22 protein-coding genes are annotated in these 26,544 nt (G+C 40.2%); 8 read left to right on the forward strand and 14 right to left on the reverse strand.

Annotated features, from left to right (window positions below; translation table 11 throughout):
• Nucleotides 1-10: 10 nt before the first annotated feature.
• The 3 genes from LXL81_RS16240 to LXL81_RS29170 all read right to left on the reverse strand — a co-directional run bounded on the left by LXL81_RS16240 (nucleotide 11) and on the right by LXL81_RS29170 (nucleotide 6,908).
• A complete protein-coding gene (locus LXL81_RS16240) occupies nucleotides 11-2,287 on the reverse strand; it encodes a penicillin-binding protein 1A (protein WP_234647849.1) in 2,277 nt (758 codons plus the stop codon).
• Between the two features lie 27 nt (nucleotides 2,288-2,314).
• Nucleotides 2,315-4,612: a transglycosylase domain-containing protein gene (locus LXL81_RS16245; protein ID WP_234647850.1), complete on the reverse strand. Its 2,298-nt coding sequence runs from the start codon at nucleotides 4,610-4,612 to the stop codon at nucleotides 2,315-2,317.
• Nucleotides 4,613-4,685: 73 nt separating this feature from the next.
• Entirely contained in the window at nucleotides 4,686-6,908 is a 2,223-nt protein-coding gene (locus LXL81_RS29170; protein WP_234647851.1) for a tetratricopeptide repeat protein, read from the reverse strand.
• Between the two features lie 81 nt (nucleotides 6,909-6,989).
• Between LXL81_RS29170 and LXL81_RS16255 the strand changes: the two genes are divergently transcribed.
• The 5 genes from LXL81_RS16255 (at nucleotide 6,990) to atpH (ending at nucleotide 10,427) form a co-directional block, all read left to right on the forward strand.
• Nucleotides 6,990-7,310, forward strand: coding sequence for an AtpZ/AtpI family protein (locus tag LXL81_RS16255; RefSeq protein ID WP_234647852.1), 321 nt, complete (start codon nucleotides 6,990-6,992; stop codon nucleotides 7,308-7,310).
• Between the two features lie 441 nt (nucleotides 7,311-7,751).
• Nucleotides 7,752-8,846, forward strand: coding sequence for a F0F1 ATP synthase subunit A (gene atpB, locus LXL81_RS16260; protein WP_234647853.1), 1,095 nt, complete (start codon nucleotides 7,752-7,754; stop codon nucleotides 8,844-8,846).
• A 46-nt stretch (nucleotides 8,847-8,892) separates the two neighbouring features.
• Entirely contained in the window at nucleotides 8,893-9,156 is a 264-nt protein-coding gene (gene atpE, locus LXL81_RS16265; RefSeq protein WP_090335138.1) for an ATP synthase F0 subunit C, read from the forward strand.
• Between the two features lie 188 nt (nucleotides 9,157-9,344).
• Nucleotides 9,345-9,839 (forward strand): F0F1 ATP synthase subunit B, encoded by a 495-nt coding sequence (atpF, locus tag LXL81_RS16270; protein WP_228101675.1) that lies wholly within the window; start codon nucleotides 9,345-9,347, stop codon nucleotides 9,837-9,839.
• 51 nt (nucleotides 9,840-9,890) lie between these two features.
• Nucleotides 9,891-10,427, forward strand: coding sequence for an ATP synthase F1 subunit delta (atpH, locus tag LXL81_RS16275; protein ID WP_234647854.1), 537 nt, complete (start codon nucleotides 9,891-9,893; stop codon nucleotides 10,425-10,427).
• Between the two features lie 82 nt (nucleotides 10,428-10,509).
• Here the strand turns inward: atpH and LXL81_RS16280 are convergent, their stop codons facing one another.
• The 11 genes from LXL81_RS16280 to LXL81_RS16330 form a co-directional block, all read right to left on the reverse strand.
• Complete coding sequence (locus LXL81_RS16280) at nucleotides 10,510-11,400, reverse strand: sugar phosphate isomerase/epimerase (RefSeq protein ID WP_234647855.1); 891 nt, start codon at nucleotides 11,398-11,400, stop codon at nucleotides 10,510-10,512.
• 36 nt (nucleotides 11,401-11,436) lie between these two features.
• The gene (locus LXL81_RS16285; protein WP_234647856.1) at nucleotides 11,437-13,116 is read right to left on the reverse strand and encodes an alpha/beta hydrolase-fold protein; all 1,680 of its coding nucleotides are present in this window, start codon (nucleotides 13,114-13,116) and stop codon (nucleotides 11,437-11,439) included.
• A gap of 162 nt (nucleotides 13,117-13,278) precedes the next feature.
• The gene (locus LXL81_RS16290; protein ID WP_234647857.1) at nucleotides 13,279-14,520 is read right to left on the reverse strand and encodes an OmpA family protein; all 1,242 of its coding nucleotides are present in this window, start codon (nucleotides 14,518-14,520) and stop codon (nucleotides 13,279-13,281) included.
• Between the two features lie 306 nt (nucleotides 14,521-14,826).
• Nucleotides 14,827-17,370: an ATP-dependent Clp protease ATP-binding subunit gene (locus LXL81_RS16295; RefSeq protein ID WP_234647858.1), complete on the reverse strand. Its 2,544-nt coding sequence runs from the start codon at nucleotides 17,368-17,370 to the stop codon at nucleotides 14,827-14,829.
• 69 nt (nucleotides 17,371-17,439) lie between these two features.
• Nucleotides 17,440-18,099 (reverse strand): WbqC family protein, encoded by a 660-nt coding sequence (locus tag LXL81_RS16300; RefSeq protein ID WP_234647859.1) that lies wholly within the window; start codon nucleotides 18,097-18,099, stop codon nucleotides 17,440-17,442.
• 101 nt (nucleotides 18,100-18,200) lie between these two features.
• Nucleotides 18,201-18,827 carry an L-threonylcarbamoyladenylate synthase gene (locus LXL81_RS16305; RefSeq protein ID WP_234647860.1) on the reverse strand — a complete coding sequence of 209 codons (627 nt, stop codon included), beginning with the start codon at nucleotides 18,825-18,827 and terminating at the stop codon, nucleotides 18,201-18,203.
• A gap of 28 nt (nucleotides 18,828-18,855) precedes the next feature.
• Nucleotides 18,856-19,851, reverse strand: coding sequence for a glycosyltransferase (locus LXL81_RS16310; protein WP_234647861.1), 996 nt, complete (start codon nucleotides 19,849-19,851; stop codon nucleotides 18,856-18,858).
• Between the two features lie 121 nt (nucleotides 19,852-19,972).
• Nucleotides 19,973-20,896: a YihY/virulence factor BrkB family protein gene (locus LXL81_RS16315; RefSeq protein WP_234647862.1), complete on the reverse strand. Its 924-nt coding sequence runs from the start codon at nucleotides 20,894-20,896 to the stop codon at nucleotides 19,973-19,975.
• A 15-nt stretch (nucleotides 20,897-20,911) separates the two neighbouring features.
• Complete coding sequence (locus LXL81_RS16320; protein ID WP_234647863.1) at nucleotides 20,912-21,328, reverse strand: thioesterase family protein; 417 nt, start codon at nucleotides 21,326-21,328, stop codon at nucleotides 20,912-20,914.
• A 52-nt stretch (nucleotides 21,329-21,380) separates the two neighbouring features.
• Nucleotides 21,381-22,418 carry an endolytic transglycosylase MltG gene (gene mltG / locus LXL81_RS16325; RefSeq protein WP_234647864.1) on the reverse strand — a complete coding sequence of 346 codons (1,038 nt, stop codon included), beginning with the start codon at nucleotides 22,416-22,418 and terminating at the stop codon, nucleotides 21,381-21,383.
• Nucleotides 22,419-22,486: 68 nt separating this feature from the next.
• The gene (locus LXL81_RS16330; RefSeq protein ID WP_234647865.1) at nucleotides 22,487-23,569 is read right to left on the reverse strand and encodes an Ldh family oxidoreductase; all 1,083 of its coding nucleotides are present in this window, start codon (nucleotides 23,567-23,569) and stop codon (nucleotides 22,487-22,489) included.
• Nucleotides 23,570-23,840: 271 nt separating this feature from the next.
• On the opposite strand from LXL81_RS16330, the gene LXL81_RS16335 reads away from it, so the two are divergent.
• From LXL81_RS16335 to LXL81_RS16345, 3 genes are all read left to right on the forward strand, one after another.
• Complete coding sequence (locus LXL81_RS16335) at nucleotides 23,841-24,467, forward strand: DUF502 domain-containing protein (RefSeq protein ID WP_234647866.1); 627 nt, start codon at nucleotides 23,841-23,843, stop codon at nucleotides 24,465-24,467.
• A gap of 86 nt (nucleotides 24,468-24,553) precedes the next feature.
• Nucleotides 24,554-25,168, forward strand: coding sequence for a hypothetical protein (locus LXL81_RS16340; protein WP_234647867.1), 615 nt, complete (start codon nucleotides 24,554-24,556; stop codon nucleotides 25,166-25,168).
• Between the two features lie 69 nt (nucleotides 25,169-25,237).
• Nucleotides 25,238-26,482: a 3-phosphoshikimate 1-carboxyvinyltransferase gene (locus LXL81_RS16345; RefSeq protein ID WP_234647868.1), complete on the forward strand. Its 1,245-nt coding sequence runs from the start codon at nucleotides 25,238-25,240 to the stop codon at nucleotides 26,480-26,482.
• The last annotated feature ends 62 nt before the right edge of the window (nucleotides 26,483-26,544 follow it).

Below are 26,544 nucleotides of genomic sequence, written 5' to 3' on the forward strand. Positions count from 1 at the left end.
TTACTGGTTTTTAAAATGAGGTTCCTTCGTCATCTATTTTTGATGGCGGAATGTATGTGTCTGTACTGTCAGATGCTACATTACCACAATCCAGTACAAAATTTTCAGGTTTGACAAACGGGCCTTTCCGATATTGTATCAGCGTTTGATCGTCGTAAACCTTTTTCATATATAAACCCCAGGCCGGCATAGCTGCGCGTCCGCCTTGTCCTAATTCTATTGTCCTGAAATGTATTTGCATATCTTCTCCCCCAACCCAAATACCGGATACCAGATTTTGTGTCATTCCCATAAACCAGCTATCCGAATGGTTGTTGGTTGTTCCTGTTTTTGCAGCTATTTCGTTTCCGCTTGTTACGCCATAGGAATGCAACCGACCGGCAGTTCCACCCTTATCTTCCACAGCTCCACGCATCAGATACAACATTTCATAGGCAATAGAAGCCTGCAATTCCTGATTTTGTTTCTGATGGAATTCCTGCAAAACATTTCCATTACGATCCTCAATCCTTAAAATTGTCATGGCTTCTGAACGATATCCGCCGTTTGCAAATGAGCAATAGGCATTCACCATTTCAAAAACCGAAACAGAACTTACACCCAACGCAAGTGCAGGATATGGATCCAGTTTGCTGGTTATACCTAGTTTATGAGCGTATTCAACCACCGTTTCCGGCTTTTCCATTTGTATGATGGCAGCACTGACAGAATTGACTGATTGGCCCAAAGCCTGTCTGAGCGTCAGCGGCTGATTGGTATATTTGCCATTAGAATTTTGTGGATTATATTCATTTTCCGGAACCGGCGCATCTACAATTTTGTCACACGGTGTCAGGAAATTTTTGTCCAGGGCAGCCACATATACAAAAGGCTTGAAGGTAGAACCCGGCTGTCGTGTGCCCTGTTTTACGTGATCGTATTTGAAATATTTGAAATTAACACCACCCACCCAGGCCTTGATCTCACCGCTTCTCGGATCCATCGACATCATTCCGGCATGTAAGAATCTTTTGTAATAACGAATTGAATCCATTGGACTCATTGTCACTTCCTTTTCTCCATCGTAAGAAAAAACCCTCATTTTATATGGCCTTTGCATCACTTTCCATGCTTCATCCTCACCCACTTCGGCCTTCAAAACTTTAAAATAGGGTAATGCGCGAACTGCCTTTTCAATAAACCCTGGAATTTCTTTTCCATTTTCATCTGCCCATGGATTTCTGCCTTTCCAATGTGCATCGAAAAGCTTCTGCTGCGTTTTCATATGCTCATTCAGCGCTTCTTCCTGATATTGCTGCAAACGTGAATCAATGGTTGTATAAATGCGTAAACCGCTGGTGTACAAGTCATAATCTGTCCCGTTGTCGTCATTGTATTGTTTTACCCAGGCACGCATATAACCCCGCATGGATTCCCTGAAATAAGGAGCCGGGCCGGTATTATGTCCGTCAACAGTAAATCTTAATGCAAGCGGTTTTTCTTTCAGGCTTTCAAATTCTTCTTCCGGTAAGTAGTCATATTTTGCCATTTGTGCCAAAACCGTATTTCGACGATTTGTAGCATTAGTCGGAAATCTCAATGGGTTATATAAAGTCGGATTTTGGAGCATACCTATAAGCAACGCCGCTTCACTTACTTCGAGGTCAGCCGGTTCTTTGTCAAAATAGGTTTTTGAAGCCACTTTAATCCCGTAAGTATTATTACCAAATGAAACCGTATTCAGATACATCATCATGATTTCCCGTTTGGTATACTTCCTTTCCAGGGTTATTGACAAAATCCATTCTTTGGTTTTGGCAATAACAGTACGGATAAAAGGAATTTTACCAAGTAACCCTTCAAATTTTTCTGAACGTGTTTGAAAAAGGTTTTTGGCAACCTGCTGCGTTAATGTACTGCCTCCGCCGGAGCTGGCATTTCCTAGGAGAACACCTTTTGCTACACGCAGCATACTTCTCGGATCGATACCGGAATGATTAAGAAAACGGGCATCTTCCGTTGCTACCAGTGCATCCGTGACATTTTTTGAAACCTGTTCGAATTCTACGGGTGTACGGTTTTCAAAAAAATATTTTCCCAATGATTTACCATCCTGGGAAATTAACTCGGAAGCAAGCTCACTTTTAGGATTTTCAAGCGTAACAAGATCCGGCATTCCACCGAAAAGCCAGAAAAAGTTAAAACTAACTGCTACAATGTAAAGTATAAAAAGCCCCAGGCCCAATGCTGTAAACAACCAGACGCGAATAATATTGCGACGGTATTTCCCTGGCTGCAACTCAATCATATAATAAAATTTCCTAGGTGATTATATTTAAAACAATGTGCCTTCGTCGTCTGAGCGGGAAGGAGGGATATAGGTATCCGTGCTGTCAGAAGCAACATTTCCACAATTTAGAACAAAATTTTCCGGTTTGTTGAAAGCGCCTTTTTTATATTGAACAAGCGTTGGATCGTCATATACTTTTTTCATATATAAACCCCATGCCGGCATAGCCACGTGACCGCCTTGTCCGAGCTGCATTGTTCTGAAATGTATTGACATATCTTCACCGCCCACCCAGATTCCTGAAACCAGGTGCTGCGTCATACCCATAAACCAACCGTCAGAATAATTTTGTGATGTTCCGGTTTTTGCAGCAATTTCATTTCCTTCGGTCACTCCATAAGTTCTTAAACGACTGGCAGTTCCACCCGGATCTTCCACCGCACCACGCATCAGATACAACATACTATATGCCATATTTTCGCTTAATTCCTGATTTTGCTTCTGATAAAATTGTTGTAAAACATTACCATTTCTGTCTTCAATCCTCAAAATCGACATTGCCTCCGTTCTGTGTCCGCCGTTGGCAAATGCACAATACGCATTTACCATTTCAAAAACGGTCACAGAGCTGATACCCAGACAAAGCGAAGGTTTTGGATTTAATTTGCTCGTAATACCCAGTTTGTGTGCATATTCTACAACAGTATTGGGCTTCACCATTTTGATAATATTGGCACTTACCGAGTTCACGGATTTCCCGAGTGCCTGCCTCAAAGACAAAGGACGATAGGAAAATTTGTTACCAGAATTATGCGGCGTCCATCCACCGGGAACCCCATCCGAAAGACCAAAATGAACGGGAGCATCCATAATCCGATCACAAGGTGTCAGAAAGTTTTTATCCAAAGCAGATACATAAACAAAAGGCTTGAACGTAGAACCAGGCTGACGCGCTCCCTGTTTCACGTGGTCATATTTGAAATACTTAAAATTAACACCACCCACCCAGGCTTTTATTTGCCCGTTACGCGGATCCATCGACATCATCCCGGCATGTAAAAAACGCTTATAATACCGCAATGAATCAATCGGACTCATGGTCATTTCTTTTTCACCATCATAAGAAAAAACTTTCATCTTATATGGACGGCGCATCACTTTCCAGGCTTCCTTTTCACCTACTTCTTTTTTCAAAACATTGAAATATGGTAATGACCGAACTGCCTTTTCAATAAATCCCGGTATCTCTTTGCCATCCGGAGTTGCCCACGGATTTCTGTCCGCCCAGTGTGCATCAAAAAGTTTTTGCTGCGTCCGCATATGTTCGTTCAGCGCATCTTCCTGGTATTTCTGCATCCTGGAATCAATGGTGGTGTAAATGCGAAGTCCGCTGGTATACAAATCCAGGTCCGTTCCGTTTTCTTCATTGAATTGCTTTACCCAGGCTTTCATATAACCACGCATGGATTCGCGGAAATAGGGAGCTAAACCGGTATTATGCCCGTCCACAGTGAATTTCATCCCCAGCGACTTTTCTTTCAGATTCTCAAATTTTTCCTGCGGCAGATAATTGTATTTTACCATTTGCGCCAGAACAGTATTTCTACGGTTCAAGGCATTGGTAGGAAATCTCAGCGGATTGTATAATGTAGGATTTTGAAGCATACCAACTAAAAGTGCAGCTTCGCGTACATCAAGATCCCAGGCGTCTTTGTCAAAATAAGTTTTGGCAGCAACTTTGATCCCGTATGTGTTATTGCCAAAAGATACCGTATTCAGATACATCATCATGATTTCTCTTTTGGTATATTTTCTTTCCAAAACCACAGAAAGAATCCATTCTTTTGTCTTGGCTATAACCGTACGGATCAAAGGAATTTTCCCTAAAACACCTTCATATTTTTCAGAACGGGTCTGGAAAAGGTTTTTTGCAACCTGTTGCGTAAGCGTACTACCACCACCTGAACTTGAATTACCGGAAACAACACCTTTAAATACGCGGGCCAGACTTCTTGGATCTATACCCGAGTGATTTACAAAACGTGCATCTTCCGTGGCAACCAGCGCTTCGATAAGATTTGGTGAAATCTGGTCAAATTCGATGGGTGTACGGTTTTCAAAAAAGTATTTCCCAAGAGATTTTCCATCCTCGGAGATCAGTTCGGAAGCAAGTTCACTTTTAGGATTTTCAAGTGTTTTTAGGTCAGGCATTCCACCGAATAGCCATAACAGGTTTACACTGACGGAGAAAATGTAAAATAAAAAAAGACCCAGGCCAAGTGCAGCATATTTCCAAAGGCGGACAATGCTGCGACGGTATTTCCCTGGCTGCAATTCAATCATATGTGGGGATAATTAATTTGTGAATCGTATTAAAACGGATCAATCAAGTCAACAAAGATACAATTTCCGTGAATTATCTCTTCCCAACTGAAATTTCGCGTGATTCCTGCATTTCTTTAAGTCGTGGTAAATAAATGCTGCCGGGATATAAACGGACAAATTCATTGATAGCTTGCAGATAGGCCTCCCGTCCTCTGACTTTTCCTACTAAAAATACTCTTAGCAGTGCAAATTTGTCTTCCAGCATACTTCCTTTATAAGCCGGCAAATCTGCTTCAATATCTTCCAGTGCTTTGGTGAAATTTCCATCTGCATAAAGCTGATAAGCGCTCTCATAAGCTTTCACAGGATTATTTCTGTTTTTATCATCTCCGATTCCGTTCCCAACCGACTTATTGATTAACCGTGCATAGGTTGAATTCGGGAATTCCGAAGTCAGCTTATCTTTCCAGGTAACACGATTCTGATCATTTTCAGCAAGGGTCAGATACATCAGATAATAGATTTCCTCCCTGTATTGTGTTTTGGGATATTCTGTCAAAACTCTGTTAAAAGTTGCCACCGCCCTATCCGATTCTTTCAAATCGAACCGATAAATCTTACCAAGATTGTATAAAGCATCTTCCTTTCTTCTCTGTGAAACGGTAAAACTCGAATCTGTCAGAGGAATATTCTTTTTCAGATTTTCATGTCTGGCCAGCCACAAGGCAGAGCCCTTCACCATGGTAGGTTCAGCCGCAACAGCCGGAAGCCCGTTACCATTTGACGTGCTGTCAGCTGGATTATTTCCCCGGGAAGCCACCGACGTTATTTGCTTCGTACTTCTCCGCCAGTCATCTTCAAGCACCCGGTTACCCCATTGCCTCCTGAAATCAATTTTTCCCTGATTAATAAGTGCCGGATCATATAGTTCCCAACGGCGGTCTGTGCTGCTGCTAATGGATGGGCCCGGATTTAGATTGATCTGGTTATTCGCCGCAAGCTGTGCTTCTTTCAAACGTTTTTCATCTTCAATCCTTGCTTTTTCCTGCTCTTCAATAATGTTATCTATTTTGTCATCCAGTGCCTTCGGATTCATTTTTGAAAGAATCTGCAAACTATCTTCCATCTTCACAATGGTCAGCTGGGTAACAAAATTGTCCAGTGCCAGTTTACGGTCAGAAACAACACGATATTCCTGTGCATCTTTTGGCAGGATAATCAAGGCACTGTCATAATAAGCTTTTGACAATTCGTATCTTTCAAGGGCGTCATAATGAATCCTGGCAAGCTGTAAATAGGTATATGCCTTTTGGACATTATTTTTGCCCGATGCCAGCGAGGCCGATTTTTGCAAATATTGGACAGCTTCGGGCAATTGCTTCCTATGTTCAGCCAGGAGCCCCATTGTAAAATATATCCGGTCGCGAAGATCATTGTTTTTTCTGTCACGCAACATCCGGTCAAAACCGACGGAAGAAACATCCGTTTTTGGATCAATAATAACCTGGTTTTGCAATGAATTCATGGAGGAGTAAAAACCGAGATCATAGTCCGGACGGTTTTTGGTTACACTTTTATAATGTTTGTTGGCCAGAGCAAATTGTCCGAGACGGTCATACATCTGTCCGGCAGCAAAGTGTAATCTTGCTGTTTCTATGGACTTGCTCAATAGCGGAAACGTTTCTTCCAAAATTGCAACTGAGGTAAGATACTCGCCGTTCTGCTGGTGCAAATATGCCTTCGTCAGATAAAAATCTTTTGTCGCATCTTTGGATAACGGCTGCTGGCTAAGATATTCCGCTACACCCAGTGCATTGGAGTAATCTTTCCGGCTAATATAGGCACGCATCAAAACGATCAGTGCATTATTTTTGTCATTTTCATCTTTACCATTGGCATAAACGTAACGTAATGCTTCAAGGCCATCGGCCCATTGACCAAGATACAAACGGGACTTTCCAAGAATAATGTAACTGTTGTCAACCCACTTACTGTTCTGATGCTTCTCTGCTACAATAGATGTTTTCTTGACCGCATCCAACAGCTGAGGTTTTACAGGAATTGCCAGAATGGAGTCCAGAGGCAACAGAATAGGTATCAGCTGATTATAATCATCCTTAAAAGCGGCACGCATAGCAAATTCCGCTTCCAGCATATCCTGCTCAGCAATAAAATAAGCGTTGTAATGAGAAGAGACGTTATGAAAATTGACTGCCGCAGGTCGGGAGCTGTATTGAGAACACCCGATCAGTATGCATACAAACACGAGACAAAAAGCTGATGTCTGGATAAAACGGGATAGTGTATGAGTCACAAATAAAGACTTTAGGGATGATATTTTATCTTTTCCTGGCAAAGGTAAAACGGTATTTTGCTTAATAACGTATCGAAGATAATGCCATTTACAAAATTTGAAGCAACTTTACCTATAAATTCTACAAAATCGAATATGGAAGCGGATAAAAACGAACGGAAAAATCGTGAAGACACGCCTTTTACAAGCATGGGAAATTCCGGAAAAACGCCTTCAAATTTCATTCGTTATTCGGGCATGGCCATGCAAACGCTTGGAACTATACTTGTTTTCACTTACGCCGGTTACAAGCTCGACGCGTGGCAAATGAATAAAATGCCAGTCTGGACTTTGGTTTTATCACTCACTTCCATTGCCGCATCTTTATACTTGTTGATACGCAGCATGCCAAAGTTGAAATGATTTTCGTAGCCGGTTACTGACCATTTACTTACAATTTAATTACCAGAATCCGTTCACATGTTACGAAGCATTATTGCCTCCGTTATTTTAGCAATTGCATTATTTCTAGTACAGCGTTTTGTCAATGCTGCCTGGATACATCCTTATATATGGTATATCCTTGCCTTCTTTGTGATGCTGTCATTTCTCAATCACCGGCTGATGGAATACGGTCTGAAAAACAATCGTGAAAAATTTGTGACGTTTTACCTTTCTACCATCGTTGGACGCCTTATCCTGAGCATAATCTTTATCGGCCTATTTTTATATTCAGGGTTAACTGATTCATTTACATTTGTTCTCAACTTTTTTGCACTGTATTTATTTTACACATGCTTTGAAATATATGGTTTGTATTGTAACTTGCGCCGCGATTGACAAAGCATAGTATTTCAAGCATTTATGTATACGCCTTTACGACTGTTTATAACCACTGCCCTTATTGCGGCAACCTGCTTTTTTAACCTTCCGGCGCAAGCTCAGGAATCAGGTCATGATGACAAGAATCCGATAGCTGACACGGTCAACAAAGAAGAGCACGAAATAGAACATAATCTGGAAGAGTCCGAACAGAAGTTTAACATCGGCCAGATGATCATGCACCACATTGCCGATTCTCATGAGTGGGAATTTTCACATGGCGTTGCTATTCCTCTTCCTGTAATTCTTTATTCTGCCGACCGTGGAATTGAAGTTTTTTCTTCTTCGAATTTCCATAATGAACACCACGAGTATAATGGCTATCATTTGGTTCACGGAGATTCTGAAACGATTGAACCGGTTGACCACGAGCGTAAGATCTACGATTTTTCAATTACGAAAAACGTGGCTTCCATGATGCTTAGCGCAATCATTTTAGTTCTTATCTTCACAAGCATTGGTAAAGCTTACCAACGTAATGTAGGCAAAGCACCAAAAGGGTTCCAGTCCGCGATGGAAATCGTTATTCTTTTTATTCGTGACGATGTTGTTAAACCAAACGTTGGGAAAAACTACGAAAAGTACCTTCCATATCTATTGACATTGTTTTTCTTTATCCTTGTCAATAACATTTTAGGTCTTCTTCCAGGTGCAGCGAACGTAACTGGTAACATCGCGATCACGATGACACTTGCTGTGATCACTTTTATCATTGTTCACATCAATGCCAATAAACACTATTATCTTCACCTTGTGAAGCCGACCGGTGTTCCTGCTCCATTGTTGCTTATTATGATCCCTGTTGAGATTGTTGGTGTGTTCATGAAGCCTTTCTCGTTAATGGTTCGTCTTTTTGCGAACATGACTGCTGGTCACATTATTCTTTTAAGTCTTTTTGGATTGATCTTTATTTTCCAGAGCATGTTCATTGCTCCGGTGATTTCATTATTTGCCTTGTTCCTTAACTTCATCGAAATCATGGTGGCGTTTATCCAGGCATTTATTTTTACCCTGTTATCGTCTATGTATATTGGCAGCGCGATTGAAGACAATCACAGTGCTGATCACGGACATTGATTTGAATCTCTTTTTTTATTAATTATATTTTAAAACAAACACAATTATGTTGCTTCAAATTTTGCTTCAGGCTACAGAACAAGGTGGTGCAGGTCTAGCTGTTTTCGGTGCTGCTATCGGTGCTGGTCTTGCTGCTATTGGTGCTGGTCTTGGTATCGGTAAAATTGGTGGTTCTGCAATGGAAGGTATCGCTCGTCAGCCAGAAGCTGCCGGTGCTATCCAAACTGCAATGCTTATCATTGCTGCTCTTATCGAAGCGGTAGCGTTGTTCGCGGCGGTTATCTGTCTGCTTATCTCGTTCAAGCTTTAGTAACGAATTTGAGACTTAGGTCTTAGCTGTATCTTCTTTCGCATTAGGCCTGGAAGTTGGCAAAAAAATTACCGTGGAAGCAATAGGCTTCCACGGATTTTATCAAAAAAGAGAGTGCTTTGAAGGAATTGTTACTATAACCTGAACTTCGCATTTAAAGATTTTACAACTCACAAAACTCAGATATTATGTCATTGCTTACTCCAAACCCAGGTCTTATTTTCTGGATGCTGGTGGTATTTTTACTGGTAGTTTTCATTCTTGCCAAATTTGCGTGGAAACCAATCATTAAAGGCTTAAAAGATCGTGAAAACGAAATTCAGGGTGCTTTGGATCTTGCAGAAAGAACCAAATCTGAAATGGTTAAACTGAAAGCTGATAATGAGAAACTGATCATTGAAGCCAATGCAGTTCGTGACCGTATACTTCGTGATGCAAAAGAAGCTTCTGACCGTATGATTGCTGAGTCGAAAGACAGAGCAGTTGTTGAAGGACAGAAAATGATTGAAAGCGCACGTGATACAATCCGTAACGAACAACATGCTGCAATCGCTAAAATGCGTAAGGAAGTAGCTGTTCTTTCTCTTGAAATCGCAGAGCAGGTTTTACACCGCGAACTGAAAGACAAAGAATCTCAGGAAAAACTGATTTCAGATCTTGCGTCATCAGCTCGCATGAACTAATTCGTTACCGAAGCTGTAACGTCCATTTCATTCAAAATTAATTGATTCCCAATGTCAGTAGGTATAGTTGCCGCCAGATACGCTAAATCACTTATCGAACTGGCAAAAGAACAAAATGTTGTTGAAGCCGTATATGAGGATATGAAATTATTCCTGGATACTGCTCTTAAAAACCGTGGTTTGATGCTGGCACTTAAAAGTCCGGTAGTACGCCACGAAAAGAAACTGGCTATTTTAAAAGCACTTTTCTCTGATAAAGTGAATCCGGTTTCTTACTCAATCTTTGAAATTATAACAAGAAAAAACCGGGAATCAATTCTTGATTCGATCGCCGAAGAATTCATAACAGCTTATGACGGATACCGCGGTATTCAAAAAGCGACTGTGATCACAACGACTCCTTTGACGGAGGATTTGCGTAAACAGTTTAATAAAATTGTAGCTGACGCTACCGGTAAGACAGTTGAACTTGAAGAAAAAGTAGATCCTACTCTTATTGGTGGTTACTTACTTCGCGTAAACGACCGTCAGATTGATGCATCTCTTAAAAGCCGCCTGAATGAATTAAAATTACAACTGGCGAATTAAAAAATTTTTATCTGTATAATTAGAAAGACCCGGTTGCTATGCGGCCGGGTCTTCTTTTGTTACTTTATTTAATTTTAAAAAACTAAACCTTCATTTTGGCAAGATTGCCATAACTGATAGCAATTGCTTCCAAAGGTGGTCTCTTGCAAACATCCTGCTCTACAAAGAAATGAGTCATTCCCGCAGTTTTTCTTGCTGCAAAAATTTTCGCAAAATCAATCGATCCTGTTCCCACTTCTGCAAAAGCCTTATCCGGCCCCTTTTCCATGTCCTTTACATGCCATAACGGGAAGCGGCCAGGATGCTGTTTGAACAACTCCACAGGATCTAATCCGGCTCTTACTGCCCAATACAAATCAAGTTCCAGTTTCACCAAAGAAGCGTCTGTATCTTTGGTGATAATGTCGTAAGGCAGTTGACCGTCCAATTTTTGAAATTCAAAATCATGGTTATGATAACCAAACTGAATTCCGGCAGCCTTGCAGGTTTCACCACACTTATTGAAAAGCACCGCATACTTTTTGTAATCCTCAATTGATTTACGCTCATCCGGAGTCAGATAAGCACACATCATGTATTTTTGACCCAGTTCAGCTGAATCATCAACAGCACGTTTCCAGTCGTTGGATAAGGTACCTTTTTTGTCAGGAGCTGCAATACCTGCACCGTAGTGGCCACTTACGGCACTCAGTCCAAGACCACTCAACAAAGATTTAAATTCTTTCGGTGTTTTGCCAAAGAATTTTCCATCCGAGTAGCCAAAGGTCTCAACTTCTTTATAGCCTATCTCAGAAACTTTTTTTAATGTTCCTTCCAGATCTTTGCTCAGTGCATCTCTTAATGTATAAAGCTGTAAGCCAATTTTAGACGATGCCTTTGCCATCGAAGGCAGCTGCGAAATCAACGGAAGTGAAAGTGCCAGTGCACCAGTCCGCAGAAATGATTTCCGGGAAATTTTTTGGTTAAAATCCATGGTAGTGGAATACAAAAGATAAATTAAAACTAAGTACTATTTTGAAACTGTTATAACGCCGGATTTAGTTAAAGGTGTAAGAACAGCATCCGGCAATTTCCATTCTTGTGTGAAATATCCCTCCGTTATTATATTTTTTGATGAATCCTTAAAGAATAGTATATCCTTAAATTCCGATAAATTTCTATGCGTAGCCGGAACAAAAGGAAACCCCTGATCCACTACACCGGTCCACCAGGGTAACCCGGAACTTATGGCAACATAATGTTTGTCAACAGGAAATACGTATAACAATCCATAATCTTTGGTAGCCGCATTTAGATGTACAGGCAATTTATCAGCATATTTATTTATGACCACATTTGTTTCCTTTGTGCCAAAGAGGATAAGATTGCAGGTTTCAAAATCACTTGCCCTTACCTCTTTATCTGAAAGTACCCTTGGAAAAAACATCATTCTTCCCAAAAAAGGGCCACGGTAAACTGACCAGTTTGCAGCTTCATTAGCTACATCCATACGTTTTTTCAGTTCCTCCTCCGATGGATTGTCAGCAGTACCATAAACATAAACGTGTCGGCTTGAAAAAGCATCAAAAACAGGTCCTTCACTGCCTTTTTTCTTTTCAACAACGTTCGTTATCATCTCTTTATTAATAGCCCAGGCTGCCCCATTTTTCACAAATGAAATGGTACTGTCAACCTTTGCGGAAAGCGCTGTACCGTCAATCGAAAATGTCACAGGCTGATTACTGATAAATTTTGCATGACCAAGCAGATTTAAGGTAAAGCCATCAAGTTCCTTTGTTTTAATTTCCAATGTATTCGAGCGCTTGAAATTTGCTGTGATATCGGACAAAACACCACTTCTCATTTTATCAAACTGAACCCAGTAAGCTTTATTGTATTTATAAAATTTACTTGAAAACTTTACTTCATTCGGAAACGGGTTTCTTACCTGATTGAACCAGCTGAAGATAAATTCATCATCATAAGCATTCACCCAGCTATCGTGTTTAACATCAACAAATTCTTTGTAAGTAACTTCAACACCCAAATCCTGCATTTTTGACACCCAGTTCCTGGTACTTTCCACTGGAACAACAGGATCTTTGTCTCCATGGAAAAAATGGACGGGAAAGTTACTGGCATTTCTTGCCAGATCAATGGTACCTGCCGGTGGTGCTGCACAAACCGGTGCGATGGCTGCCCAAATGTCCGGTCTTGTTAAACCAATCCATAAGGTTCCGCCTCCACCCATGGACAGTCCTGTAAGATAAGTACGGTTCTCATCAATGTTAAAACGTTTTTTGACATCGGCCAAAACATCATAAACATCGAGCTCCGGGATACCCTGATATCCTGCCGTTCCTCTTGCCAGCGGCGATGCTACAATAAAATCTACATCTTCCCATTCCGGAAAATACCGGCTGGCTTCTACATCCGTTTCATCGGCTGCATTACTCTTTCCAAAGACCCGCCTTAATTCTAATCTGTGGTTTGAACCCGCCCCATGTAACATCATGACAAGGGGATATTTTTTTGCAGGATCATAATTTTTTGGAATGTACAAGCCGTACGGCTGTTCTGTATCGTCTGCTGATGAAAAGAATGTAAGTACCTGAGGTCCCGAAGCCAGTTTTTGAGCGGCAGAAATATGCCAGCTCATTAATATAAGTATAACTAAACTATATATAGAAAGTCTGCTGTTAATTTTCATGAACTAAAATTTAATCTTACAAAGCTTAAATATAAACTAAATCATAATCTTCCTTTCTTCTTTTTAAGATTGATTTTGATAATCAATTAAAATCTCAAAAAAGGGCATAAAGAAAGGGTCAAATTAAAAATTAATCTGACCCTTTCTTTAAAATGGTTTTTATTATTTTCTTGTCAAATTTATTGCAATTCTTCGATTTTGGGCTCTTCCCTCTTCTGTATTATTATCGGCAACCGGATGTTCAATGCCATAACCTTCCGAGGAAATACGGGTGGCTTTAATCCCTTTATTTACAATCCCGCGTTTAACCGCATCCGCTCTGCTCTGCGACAAGCTCAGATTGGTCGCTGCGTCTCCGGTATTGTCAGTATATCCTCCAATCTTCACATTGACATTCGGGAAGGCTCTCATGATCTTCGCAATATTATCAATTTGTTCTAATGATTGATTGCTGAGACTTGCAGCGTTTGGCTCAAAGGTGATTCTGTCAAAATCAAACCAGATATTTTTATCAACTACTTGTGAACTGTCTGCTATGAAATTAATTATTTTAGATTCAACCCCATTTTCAGGAACGTTAAGTGTTATGTCTTTCGGAAGCTCTTTTGGAACAAATTTGCCCAGACCACTTTTCTGAGTACCTTTTGAATGATTAACACTGTCAACACCCATCGGTACATCTTCTACCACAACCGTCTCCTCTTCTTTTGTTAATTTTTTATAACCCCAATAAGCACCACCCAGAATTGACAGCGCCAGTATCCATAAAAAAATCTTTACTCCTGTTGAAGTAGGTTTACCTTCCAGCTCTTTTTCGCTCAAAGGATTTCGAATCAGGCTTTTATTAAGATCTTCAAGTTCTTTAAAATTCCAGAGTGTATTCAGGTCCTTTGGTAAGTATTTTACCATAAATTCTTTTTGATCAACCAAAAGGCTTGTAAGTCTCACCGGTTCAACCGATTTCGTACCACTAACTTTTGCATATTTTGCAACTACGCTCAATACGATCGGCGCGCAAATACTTAATATTGTGGAGACAGAATAACTTTTTATTCCGCTTGAAGAAGAAATAGAATCGGTAACTGTTTTAAGATCTAAATCCAGCAGGATTGGGAGAAGTGAAAGACCATTGGAAATAAATTCCTTTGACCTGGATTCATCCCCAAGGATTGTTCCAAGTCCGTTTAAAACGTAGTCTTCATTATTGAGATTGATAAGTCCTATTAAATCCTGAACGCCGCCGAGTGTTGAAGCTTTATTCATAATTCCTCCGATAAGTCCTGGCAGGGCGCCTAACATTGCGACTTGAACATCACTTGTACTTTCTTGGGTCAAATCGGCAATTTTAAGACCAACTTCTTTTGTAATATATGCCTTGGTTAACTCCAGTAAATTGACAGCCATAATGTATTATTATTCTTTGTCTTGTTTAGTTTTAGTATAATATTCATAATTTATCTGGAGGATATGCAAAGTAAAGATTTTCTAATCATTTACAACTAATTCGAGTACCCCAAAATTAAGAATAAACAATATAAACAATGAATAGAAATTGTAAATTAAACAGGAGCGATATGCAATTTCGTCCTGCTTCATTTAACACCAACGTCGTAACAAATTAGTACACAACGCCGTAACAAAAAAGAGAGGCAAATCTGAAAGACCTGCCTCTCTTTATATGTTTAATTAATTATCTAAAATTCCAGTTAATTAATTAGCAACTTCTTCTTCTTTTTTTCTAACCGATATGGTAAGCTCTTCACTGTTTTCAACATGATTCGCTACCAATACATCACCTTCTCTCAAATCACCTTTAAGAATTTCTTCTGCAACCGGATCTTCAAGATATTTCTGGATCGCTCTGTTCAATGGACGGGCACCGTATTGAGGATCATAACCTTTTTCAGACAAGAAGTCTTTCGCAGGGACAGTCAACTCAATTTCGTAACCCAGGCCTTTCACACGGCTGAACAATTTACCAAGCGAAATGTCAATGATACGGTGCAGATCTTCACGTTGAAGTGAATTAAACACGATCACATCATCCAGACGGTTAAGGAATTCCGGAGAGAATGCTTTACGAAGAGCACTTTGAATTGTGCCTTTCATAATTTCATCCTGGTTGTCGTTTTTGGCTTTGGTTGAAAAACCGATTCCAGAACCGAAATCTTTCAGGTCACGCGCTCCAATGTTCGAAGTCATGATGATGATCGTATTCCGGAAATCAACACGACGGCCAAGACCATCTGTTAATATACCATCGTCAAGCACCTGTAACAGAATATTGAAAACATCCGGGTGTGCTTTTTCGATCTCATCAAGCAAAACAACGCTGTATGGCTTACGACGAATTTTTTCAGTTAACTGACCACCTTCTTCGTAACCAACATAACCCGGAGGCGCTCCTACCAAACGAGATACACTGAATTTCTCCATGTATTCACTCATGTCGATACGCACAAGGGCATCGTCTTTATCAAATAAATAAGTGGCAAGAACTTTTGCTAATTCTGTTTTACCCACACCCGTTGGTCCAAGGAATATAAAAGAACCAATTGGTTTCTTAGGATCTTTCAAACCTACACGCGTACGTTGAATTGCCTTAACCAATTTCTCAATTGGCGGGTTCTGGCCAATTACTTTTGCTTTAAGCTCGTCGGCCATGTTAAGCAATTTCTTTCCTTCATCCATCGAGACATTCGTCACAGGGATTCCGGTCATCATTGCAACTACTTCGGCAACATTATGCTCAGTAACTGTATATCTTTTTTGCTTGGTTTCTTCTTCCCAGGCAAGTTTCGCGCGGTCAAGCTGATCGATCAATTTCTTTTCACGATCACGTAACTGAGCTGCTTCTTCGTATTTCTGACTTTTAACAACCCTGTTTTTTTCCTGTTTAATATTCTCAATCTGTTCTTCAAGGTGGAGAATATCCTCAGGTACAGTAATGTTGCTGATATGAACACGTGCACCAACTTCATCCAAAACATCGATCGCTTTGTCTGGAAGGAAACGGTCTGTAATGTAACGCTCAGACAGTTTAACCGCAGTGCTGATCGACTCAGGCGTGTAACTTACATGGTGGTGATCTTCATATTTATCCTTAATATTTTCAAGGATTTGAATAGTTTCTTCAATTGAAGTCGCATCCACCATTACCATTTGGAAACGGCGGGCAAGTGCCCCATCTTTCTCTATGTACTGACGATACTCATCCAGCGTGGTTGCACCGATACACTGAATTTCACCGCGAGAAAGAGCCGGTTTGAACATATTCGAAGCATCCAGAGAACCGGAAGCGCCACCAGCACCAACGATCGTATGAAGCTCATCAATGAAAAGGATCACATCCGGAGATTTTTCCAGTTCATTCATTACCGCTTTCATCCTTTCTTCAAACTGGCCACGGTATTTAGTGCCTGCCACAAGAGATGCAAGATCAAGAGTAACTACTCTTTTACCAAACAGAACACGGGATACTTTTTTCTGAACAATTCTTAAAGCAAGACCTTCCGCAATGGCTGTTTTACCAACCCCAGGCTCACCAATAAGAATTGGGTTATTCTTTTTACGACGGCTAAGAATCTGGGCAACACGCTCAATTTCTTTTTCCCGTCCAACGATTGGATCAAGTTTTCCAACCTCAGCCATTTTCGTCAAATCACGTCCAAAATTGTCAAGTACCGGAGTACGAGATTTTTCAGCACCTTTTGACTCTTTTCCGGAAGCTGCGCCTCCTCCTCCACCGCCAAACATGCCGCCTCTTGCCTCATCGTCTCCGTCTTCGGTTTCCGGGCCCATGTGGGGTTTTGTTCCTGATGATTGATATTCTAACATTTCTTTAATGACTTCGTAGTTAACATTAAATTTATGCAGGATCTGGGTGCCAACATTGTCTACGTCACGTAAAATTGACAGAAGCAAATGTTCAGTTCCGATCAAGGGGCTTTTGAAAATTTTAGCCTCAAGATATGTTATTTTCAACACCTTTTCAGATTGTCTTGTAAGAGGGATATTCTGCAGATTTTTAACATTATTAGTTGCCGCACCCTTCGTTGCCTGCTCGATCGTCTGTCGAACATCATCAAGGGACACGCCTAGCTTTTTCAGTAAACCAATAGCAACTCCATCGCCCTCACGAATCATTCCAAGTAACAGATGTTCGGCACCGATATAATCGTGACCAAGTCGCAAAGCTTCTTCCCGACTCAGAGAGATTACTTCTTTTACTCTATTTGAAAATTTTGCTTCCATGTGTAGCAATAAAAATGTGTCTTATTAATCTAAACGCTACTTTTTAAATCTTTGTTCAAAGTAGCAGATTTATTGTTGCTTACAAGATCTCAGCAAAATACTCCTCGCCTCGGGCCCCATATTAAATAATAAATCGATGATACTTAAATTACTTACAAAATCATTCCCAAATGTCTGGTAGTATGAAATTGGCTGATAATATTTAAAATTATTTTTATTTTTTTTATCATTAATAAACGATAAGTCGTCAATCAGGCTTGAATCGGCATTTATTGGTACTGACAAATTGTACCTAACTTCCTTTCTAATCCCCAACAATCTAAGACAAATTGTCAATAATTCATAATTTAGGTCAACAAGAAATTCAGGTTTCTTAATAAAAACGTTATGAAGCTCGTCTGAGTAAAATTCAAAATAAGGTGATTTTCCGTATGCTGATCTCAAACAGCCCCAATGCCTCCTTATCCAATCCTGGCTATAATCGATTCTTATGTCTTTTGTCGGAGCATATTGCTCATATCCCTTCACAGGGACGGTCAAAGTATCTGTTTTATTGGTTGTTAAAACGCTGCAACGGTTCCTGAAAGTCTGTTTAATATATCTTTCATTGATGTCGATCCAGGTAACGTCATTACTCAAAATACAAGTAAAATATTCGAGACAAGGAAGATATTGCAATTCAATCCTTACTATTTTTTCAGGTTGATTTCCGGTAACAATTTCAGGCACTATCAAATATGGTAAAGGGGAATGATATTATCAAAAAAATGATAACAATTATTTAACGGGATTTATTTAGTTCTATAATAACTTAATAAATTATAATTTAATTACAAAAACAGGCTTGTATCTCCTAATCCTTCCCGGATTACTTCAAAATCATCATTGGTTGCGAGTACAATTGTTGAAGCCACATTACCACCATATCCGCCATCAATTACAATATCAACCTGATGTTGAAATTTCTCGTAAATCAATTCAGGATCAGTTGAATACTCGATAATTTCGTCATCATCTTTGATGGAAGTGGTTACGATTGGATTGCCAAGTTGTTGAACAATCAGACGGGGAATCAAATTGTCGGGCACACGGATACCTACCGTTTTTTTATTTGTATTTAACAATTTAGGAACCTGATTGTTTGCGTCAAGAATGAACGTGTAAGGTCCCGGAAGAACTTTCTTCATCATTTTAAAGGCTGAGTTTCCAACTCTGGCATAATCTGCAATATGGCTCAGGTCATAACAGATGAATGAGAAGTCATTTTTCTGCGCTTTGATCCCTTTGATACGTGCTATTTTCTCTACGGCTCTTGAATTGAAAATATCGCAGCCAAGACCGTAAATGGTATCCGTAGGATAGATAACCAGACCGCCATCGCGAAGGCAATCTACTACCTGACGTATTTTTCTTTCGTCAGGATTTTCAGGGTATATACGAATTAATTCAGCTGGCATAGTATGTACTATTTTCTGAATTAACAATTCAAAACGCCAAAACCTCTCTGCTGTGGGCTTTTTTTTGCAAATTATTTAAGTAAAACCTGTACAATCCATTTACCGGAAGATGCAAACGGCACAGCATCACAATCATTTCTGTCAGGATGCCAGGGTTTTCAATGTAGTTTAAAAGTGTTCGGAAACGAAGCGCCAGTTCAAACTCCTGTGCATAAAAACACTTTCGGATAAAGGTCCTTATTCTGGCTGCCAACAGATCAAACTCTTCCTGATCACGATTTAATTCATAAGCTTTGTTGCAAACGATGTAACAGGTCCGGAGCAGACTGTTTCCTTTATTATAGATTTGCGTACTTAATGAACCTGGCACATTCCTCTTTCTGGTAAGCACCTCATCCTGATAGAAATATTTGTAGCGAACAGCCGATCTTACCCAAAAATCAAAATCTTCAAAATCAAGCGATTCATCATAACCACCCATTTCAATCAGCATTTTGGTGCGCATCATCATGGTTGGGGTACAAATAAAATATTTCTCCAAAATACTTTTATAAACATCGCCGCTAGGGATCGGTTTATCGGCTTTCAGATTAGTATCAACAGGATAATGAAAATTCAGGACATCTCCACCGGCATCTATGTATTGTGCATTGGAAAAAACAACGCCGTAATCTTCTCCCAAATCTTCCATTGCCTTTACCTGATTTGAAATCCGGCCCGGCATCATAATGTCATCAGCTGCGAGATCAATAATATATTTACCTTTTGCTAAAGCCAGTCCCTGATTGAACGCGCGGCATAGACCGCGATTCTCTACATTTTTGATCACAGTAAATTCAGGAAAGTCGGAAACAATATTCTCGATCAAGGATATGGACCCATCGGTACTGGCATTGTCAATAATGACAATTTGAAGTTTTGGGTAAGTCTGGGCGAAAATTGAACCCAACGTTTCCGCAATATATTTTCCCTGGTTAAAGGCAGTCAAAACGACTGTTACCAAAGGCTTATCCATTTCGCTCATCTATCACTTTTTTGAATCACTTGTCCGGACCGCTATTAATCTAATACGAACAAAGGCTCTAAAAGTCACAAACTTATGAGAGATAAAAAAAGAGAAAGTTAAGTACTTATTTAACGGTCAGTCAGGATTTTTTATCCTGCACATTACTTCTGGCAGAAGCGATGCCGGCATTGATCTCAAAACCAAAAATGAGAAGAAGGGCTAAAAGATAAAACCAGATCATCAGAGCAATCATTGTTCCAATGGAGCCATACAGTTTATTATAAGAACTAAATCTTGACAAATAGAACGAAAAACCGTAAGTAGCAACCAAAATCAGAACAGATGCGAAAATGGATCCGAGATTGATAAATGCATATCTTCTGCCTTGTGACGGGGCAAAACGGTAGATTATGGAAATTGCCAGCATTAGCGCCGCAAAACTGACCAAATATCTTGTTAAATTAACGGATGAGACAATCCAGGTATCCTGCACAATGTGCCAGTCGCTGACAATAACTTTTACGGCGTCGCCAAGAATTAAGAGGACGATCAGCATGAACACAACTGCTATAAGTATTATGGTCAATAGAAGTGCAACGCCTCGCTGGGCAAGAAATCCTCTTGTGTCCAAATCTTCATAGACCATATCAAAAGAACGCATCAATGACATCATACCATTGGTAGAAGCAGCCACGGCAAAAATAAATCCGAGCGACATAACACTGTTTCTGGGCCGGCTGATAATATCGGTAATGGTCTGGTGCGCATCCTGATAAATACCTCTGGGCAAGACTTCTTTTAAAATCCCCAGAATCTGATCGTCCAGATTTTCTATTGGTATGTAGGGAACGAGGGTAAACAGAAAAATAATTCCTGGAAAACAGGCGAGTGTTAAACTATACGCAACCGCAGATGCGCGCTGATCAATATCATAACGGTGATTGTTTTTTCTTATGTTGGCAAGAATGTCATACAGCGAAACGGTTCCACGAAAAAGCATCGTCGTTCGCAGCCAAACGATAAGCCGCTTGACTTGCCGGTTTTTCAACAGTCTTTCAAGCATAAAAGGCAATTTGATTTACAAAGTCTGAAAATAAGGATTCAGTTTTTCCAGGAGTTTTGCCGGAGCAATACAAAGTTTTGCATTCTCCATTTTTTGAAAAACGAGCGTAGTTTCCCCCACATTCAATAAAACATCATCCTGGTTTCTGATTTCATACTCAAACACAACTCTTGTGCCAGGCAATTTCTGCATCAGAACTTTGATCGTAAGCTCGTCGTCATAACGGGCCGGCTTAATAAATCTGGATTTATTTTCATAAACAGGCATCATGACACCCGTTTCTTCCATTTCTTTATAACTAAATCCAACGCTTCGCAAAGCTTCAACGCGTCCGATTTCATAATATCTTGCATAATTTCCGTAATACACATAACCCATCTGATCTGTGTCGGCATAACGTACTCTTATCCCTTTAACCTCGTAAGCAAACATTCTGTGTTATTTATGAGACGATTGATTTCAATCAAAACCAATCGTCCGAAACTTATTTCATAATTTTAAGCCTGTTCAATTCCGCCTGATACATGCGGGCATTGTTCAGATGATCTTCATAAGTTTTTGCAAAAGCGTGGTAACCCGAAAGATCCGCCTTTGCGCACATATAAAGAAAATCGTGTTTGCTGTAATTCAAAACCGCATCCAGTGAATTAAAATCTGCTACACGGATCGGGCCAGGTGGCAAGCCAATATTCACATAAGTATTGTATGGCGATTTCACACGCAACTGCTCATTCAAAATACGTTTGATAGCGAAGTCCTGTAATGCGTATTTAATGGTCGGATCGGCTTGCAATGGCATGGCGGCATTTAGACGATTAATATACAAACCTGCAACCATCGGCCTTTCATCCACTTTTCTTGCCTGTTCTTCTTCAACAATTGAAGCCAGAATAGAAACCTGAACCGGCGTCAGACCTATCGTTTTTGCTTTGGCGACACGTTCTGCATTCCAGTATTTTTTATATTCACTATGCATTCTGTCGAGGAATTTTTCCGTTCCTGTTGTCCAGAAAATATCATAGGTATTTGGTAAAAACATGGAAACAATTGTGGCCGTATCTAATCCGTATTTTTTACAAACTTCCTCACTGTTCATCGCCTGACGGAATTTATCTTCGCCAAATTCAAAACGGTTACCAATTCTTTTGATCAGATCTTCTTTTAATCTGATGTTATTAAAGGTAAGTTTTACAGGATCCTGAACGCCGGAAAGAAGTTTTTTAACGGCTTTATAATTGCTGGTTTCAGGTTTGATCACATAACGTCCAGGCTTTACATTTTCGGTATACTTCAAAAGTTTTGCCAAAAAACGGAAAGATATATTGTCATTGATCACCTTATGTTTGTCCAGGGAATCAAGTACAGTCTGATACGTAGCACCTTCGGGAATCAATAATGCAAAGCTTTCTTTTTTCTCAACCTGTAAATTCGGTGTTTTGAAAATCTGCCAGAAATAAAAAGTGAAAGTTGTTGTAAGAATTGCAATGACTAAGAACAATCCTACCTTAAAATTACGAGACATATAGAGAAAACGAAGTTTTAAAAAACAACCTACCAAAATGGCAGTTGAAACAAGTAACCGTATTTTATTTAATCAATTCTGTTTTCAAAGGCGATATTAAACCGTTTTGCCAGTTCTGCAAGCGATTCTACAACGGGCTGCAAGAGAGAAATTCCTTCAACACTTCTGATGGCTTCCATTTCACGTTCAGGATCTCCCGGAATGATAACCGATTTCCCTTCAACCGCTCTGGCACCTCTGAAAGCACGGATCCATTTATCCATATCCACTTTAAATTCATCAGCCGGACGAAATCCATCAACACGCATAGCGCCTAAAAAGTGTCCGGTACCAAGGCCAACTCCCTCATTTGCAGACATAAAACCCGCGGTTGCAAAAGGCGGAACCCAAGGGCCGAAATTGGCTCCGGAAAGTACACCTGAAAAAATATCAACAATGGCACCCAGTCCATATCCCTTATGGCTTCCATGTTCACGGTCAGAACCGAGGGGCAACAATCCTCCCCCACTTCTCACAGCATTTGAATCCGTTGTCGGATTCCCCTCAGAATCCTGCGCCCAGCCTAACGGAGCCGGCAAACCTTTCCTTTGCAAAATTTCAAATTTGCCATAAGCAACAGCTGTTGATGCAAAATCAGCAACAAAAGCTGGTTCCTCAAAAGCCGGAACTGCAACAGCCAACGGATTTGTACCTAACAATTTTTCCAGAGAAAAAGTAGGCGTTACCAACGGAGCCGCGTTGGTCATTGTCCAGCCAATCATATCCTTTTGCAGAGCCAGCATGGCATGGTAGCCCGCAATACCAAAATGATTTGAATTCCTGACAGAAACCCAGCCAGAGCCAACTTTCTCCGCTTTTTCCATCGCAATTTCCATTGCTTTTGGTGCCACTACCAACCCTAAACCTCTGTCACCATCCACAACGGCAGTACTCGGTGTTTCATAAACCACCTTTACATCGGGTTTTGGGTTCAATCTTCCATTGTCATACAAACGGACATAACCGGCAAGTCGCGCGATTCCATGCGAATCAACACCTCTTAAATCGGCACTAATCAACACGGTTGAGGCCAGAGCAGCTTCCTCGGCCGAACATCCTATGGCCAGAAAAACTTCCTCAGTGAAATGTTTTAAGTATTCAGCCTGATACATATTCGTTTACTAAATGGATTGTCAATTTCTTCTAAAACTCCTGCAAAATTTGAAACTTTGCGGCTTAGCGGATGCAAATATCTGCATTCATCGTCCAGCTTACAATACTTATGTATAGTGATAAGGGTTTTACTTTTCGGAACAGAATAAAAAAGCCCTTCCGGCTTATCTTAATTTGAACTTAAAACCTTCAAAAACCGTAGTTTAAACAGGTATTAGCGGAGATTTCTACATCTGCAAAAAATAATACGGAATGCTAGAATAAATTTTAATGGAAATTAAAAATACTTTCCTCAAACGCATACTGAGCTACTTTGTACGTGGCCTGGTACTTGTGGCGCCGCTTTATGTTACCATTATCATTATCGGAAGCGCGGTTGAATTTCTTGATAATATCATCCCGATCAATATCCCCATTTCAGGAAATCAGACGGTTTATCTTCCGGGCCTGGGCGTACTGATTATTGTAACCAGTATTGTCCTGCTAGGCTTTGTTTTTTCAACGATCATTCCCCAGTCGTTTTTTAACTTCACAGAAAGCATCATGCGACGGATTCCGCTGGTGAGCCTGATCTATTATTCCATTAAAGATCTGGTCATTGCTTTTGTTGGGGATAAAAAAAAATTCAATCAGCCGGTTTTGGTTACGATGTATAAAGATACAGGCATCAAAAAAATCGGTTTTATTACTCAGACCGACCTGAGTCACCTCCATATTCATGATCACGTGGCGGTTTATATGCCCATGTCATATGCGCTTTCGGGAGAACTATTTATCGTACCCACTGAGAATGTTTCTATTCTGGATGCAAAGTCAACGGATGTGATGAAGATGCTGGTATCCGGCGGGGTTTCACTGAAGGTACCTCCCCATGAAGAAGTGTCCGACGAAGCGTGATCCGGCGCCGGAACAACCAACAACAATGTAATCAGATTACCCGTTTAAAGAATGATTCCTTATCTTTGAGCCTTTCTATTTTCTTTATGAGATCAGTTCTGACATTATTAATTTTATTTATTCTGGGCAGTATCAATGTTTTCGCGCAGGATAATTACGACCCTAAAAAAGCTCTTTCAAGTGAAGAACTGTTTCTTAGACAAAGTGGCGATAACCGCGTAATTGGTGCTCCCGGGCAGAAATACCTGGTTTTGGATGCATCCCCGGTTCTTGGAGGATTTCATCGTTACCGTTTTTTTCCAGGCGATAATATTAAATTTCGTATGAAAAATGAAACGATCAAGTTCAACGAAACCATCGCCAATGTTACCGATTCGGCTTTTAGTATTGCTGTAATCAACGAAGCATTAGGACAAATGACATATCAGTCTATTCCTTTGAAGGAAGTCAAACTTGTAAAAACACACCGTCGTATTCCTTTCATTTCTCAGGCGGCAACATTGCTTCCTTTGGCCGGATTAATATATATCGGTGCAGACTTTTTCAATAAGGGCATTGATAACAAGCGATATACAACGGATGCTTCAACGCTTGTGGTTGGAGGAGCTATTATGGCTACCGGATTTATATGCTATAAAATGACTTTTTCAACCTTGAAGATTAATGGCCGGAATAAGTTGAAAATATTAGAAACTTATTAAATTTTGAAGTGAAAAACCTTCGGCCCATCACGCCTCACCCAATAATTTTGAATCTGAAATAATACTATTGTGAAATCCATTCTTGTACATCCACCGCAAAATCCAATTCGTGCCGAAATCAAACTGGCAGCATCAAAAAGTGAATGCAACCGTGCTTTGATCATTAATGCACTGACTGATTTTAAAAGCGACCTTTCCAATATCTCGGAAGCCCGTGATTCGCAGACTATGCTGAGATTGCTAAAATCTGATGATGCTGTGGCGGATGTGATTGATGCGGGTACAACCATGCGTTTTCTGACAGCATATTTTACAGTAACAAATCAGAAGAAACGGATGACAGGAACCCCGCGTATGTGTGAGCGTCCGATTGGAATTCTGGTTGATGCGTTAAAAATATTGGGAGCTGATATTTCATATGAAAATGTGCCGGGTTATCCGCCTATGCAGATTATGGGATTTAATTATTCAGGTCAGAATGAATTGAAAATCCGTGGTGATGTGAGCAGCCAGTATATCTCTGCTTTGCTTTTGATCGCTCCTTCTTTGCCGGATGGTTTGACAATAATCCTTGAAGGAGAAATTGGATCACGTCCTTATATTGAAATGACATTGAAACAAATGGAATATTTCGGTATCATTTATGAAGCTGACTGGGAAGCGAATACTATCAAAGTTAAACCGTCACAATATCAGCCAAAAGCATACGCTATCGAATCAGACTGGTCGGGTGCAAGTTACTGGTATAGCATTGTGGCATTGGCTGAAGATGCGGAAGTTGAGCTTCTTGGACTAAAAGAAAATTCGCTGCAAGGTGATAGTGATATTGTAAACATCATGGCACAGCTTGGGGTTAAAAGTACTTTCACGGAACGTGGTGTTATTTTGACAAAAATCCCTGCTTCTGATTCTATTGCTTGGGATTTCACAAACTGCCCTGACCTTGCGCAAACGGTAGCGGTTTGCTGTGCGATGAAAAATATTCATCTGACACTTACAGGTATTGAAAGTCTAAAAATAAAAGAAACGGATCGTGTTTTCGCTCTTCAGGAAGAACTCAAAAAGCTGGGTGCTGAACTGAATGAAATTGAAACGAATCTGAAATATGAAGTTGTAAAAAAATCTGACTGGACTGCTACTTCGGTTCCTTCAATATTTACATATGATGATCACCGTATGGCACTTGCATTTGCTCCTGTCGGGATGATTCATGACATTATTATTGAAGAGCCCGGGGTAGTAGTGAAATCATATCCGGGATATTGGAATGATCTGGCAAAAGTGACAACCTGGGAAGAATTGCAGTTGTCTTAAAATAAGTGAGGCCGTTATGTTTTTTTGAAAATTGTAATTAGCTTAACGGCCTCGCACACCAT

The sequence above is a fragment of the Dyadobacter sp. CY356 genome (assembly GCF_021440195.1).
Taxonomy (GTDB): domain Bacteria; phylum Bacteroidota; class Bacteroidia; order Cytophagales; family Spirosomataceae; genus Dyadobacter.

Coding starts and splice junctions, on each gene's coding strand:
- LXL81_RS16330 (WP_234647865.1), bottom strand. CDS start 23,569: ATGTATCAGGCTGAATACTTAAAACATTTCACTGAGGAAGTTTTTCTG.
- atpF (WP_228101675.1), top strand. CDS start 9,345: ATGTCATTGCTTACTCCAAACCCAGGTCTTATTTTCTGGATGCTGGTG.
- LXL81_RS16240 (WP_234647849.1), bottom strand. CDS start 2,287: ATGATTGAGTTGCAGCCAGGGAAATACCGTCGCAATATTATTCGCGTC.
- mltG (WP_234647864.1), bottom strand. CDS start 22,418: ATGTCTCGTAATTTTAAGGTAGGATTGTTCTTAGTCATTGCAATTCTT.
- LXL81_RS16310 (WP_234647861.1), bottom strand. CDS start 19,851: ATGAGCGAAATGGATAAGCCTTTGGTAACAGTCGTTTTGACTGCCTTT.
- atpH (WP_234647854.1), top strand. CDS start 9,891: ATGTCAGTAGGTATAGTTGCCGCCAGATACGCTAAATCACTTATCGAA.
- LXL81_RS16280 (WP_234647855.1), bottom strand. CDS start 11,400: ATGGATTTTAACCAAAAAATTTCCCGGAAATCATTTCTGCGGACTGGT.
- LXL81_RS16245 (WP_234647850.1), bottom strand. CDS start 4,612: ATGATTGAATTGCAGCCAGGGAAATACCGTCGCAGCATTGTCCGCCTT.
- LXL81_RS16305 (WP_234647860.1), bottom strand. CDS start 18,827: ATGCCAGCTGAATTAATTCGTATATACCCTGAAAATCCTGACGAAAGA.
- LXL81_RS16285 (WP_234647856.1), bottom strand. CDS start 13,116: ATGAAAATTAACAGCAGACTTTCTATATATAGTTTAGTTATACTTATA.
- LXL81_RS16315 (WP_234647862.1), bottom strand. CDS start 20,896: ATGCTTGAAAGACTGTTGAAAAACCGGCAAGTCAAGCGGCTTATCGTT.
- LXL81_RS16295 (WP_234647858.1), bottom strand. CDS start 17,370: ATGGAAGCAAAATTTTCAAATAGAGTAAAAGAAGTAATCTCTCTGAGT.
- atpE (WP_090335138.1), top strand. CDS start 8,893: ATGTTGCTTCAAATTTTGCTTCAGGCTACAGAACAAGGTGGTGCAGGT.
- LXL81_RS16335 (WP_234647866.1), top strand. CDS start 23,841: ATGGAAATTAAAAATACTTTCCTCAAACGCATACTGAGCTACTTTGTA.
- atpB (WP_234647853.1), top strand. CDS start 7,752: ATGTATACGCCTTTACGACTGTTTATAACCACTGCCCTTATTGCGGCA.
- LXL81_RS16290 (WP_234647857.1), bottom strand. CDS start 14,520: ATGGCTGTCAATTTACTGGAGTTAACCAAGGCATATATTACAAAAGAA.
- LXL81_RS16320 (WP_234647863.1), bottom strand. CDS start 21,328: ATGTTTGCTTACGAGGTTAAAGGGATAAGAGTACGTTATGCCGACACA.
- LXL81_RS16255 (WP_234647852.1), top strand. CDS start 6,990: ATGCCATTTACAAAATTTGAAGCAACTTTACCTATAAATTCTACAAAA.
- LXL81_RS16340 (WP_234647867.1), top strand. CDS start 24,554: ATGAGATCAGTTCTGACATTATTAATTTTATTTATTCTGGGCAGTATC.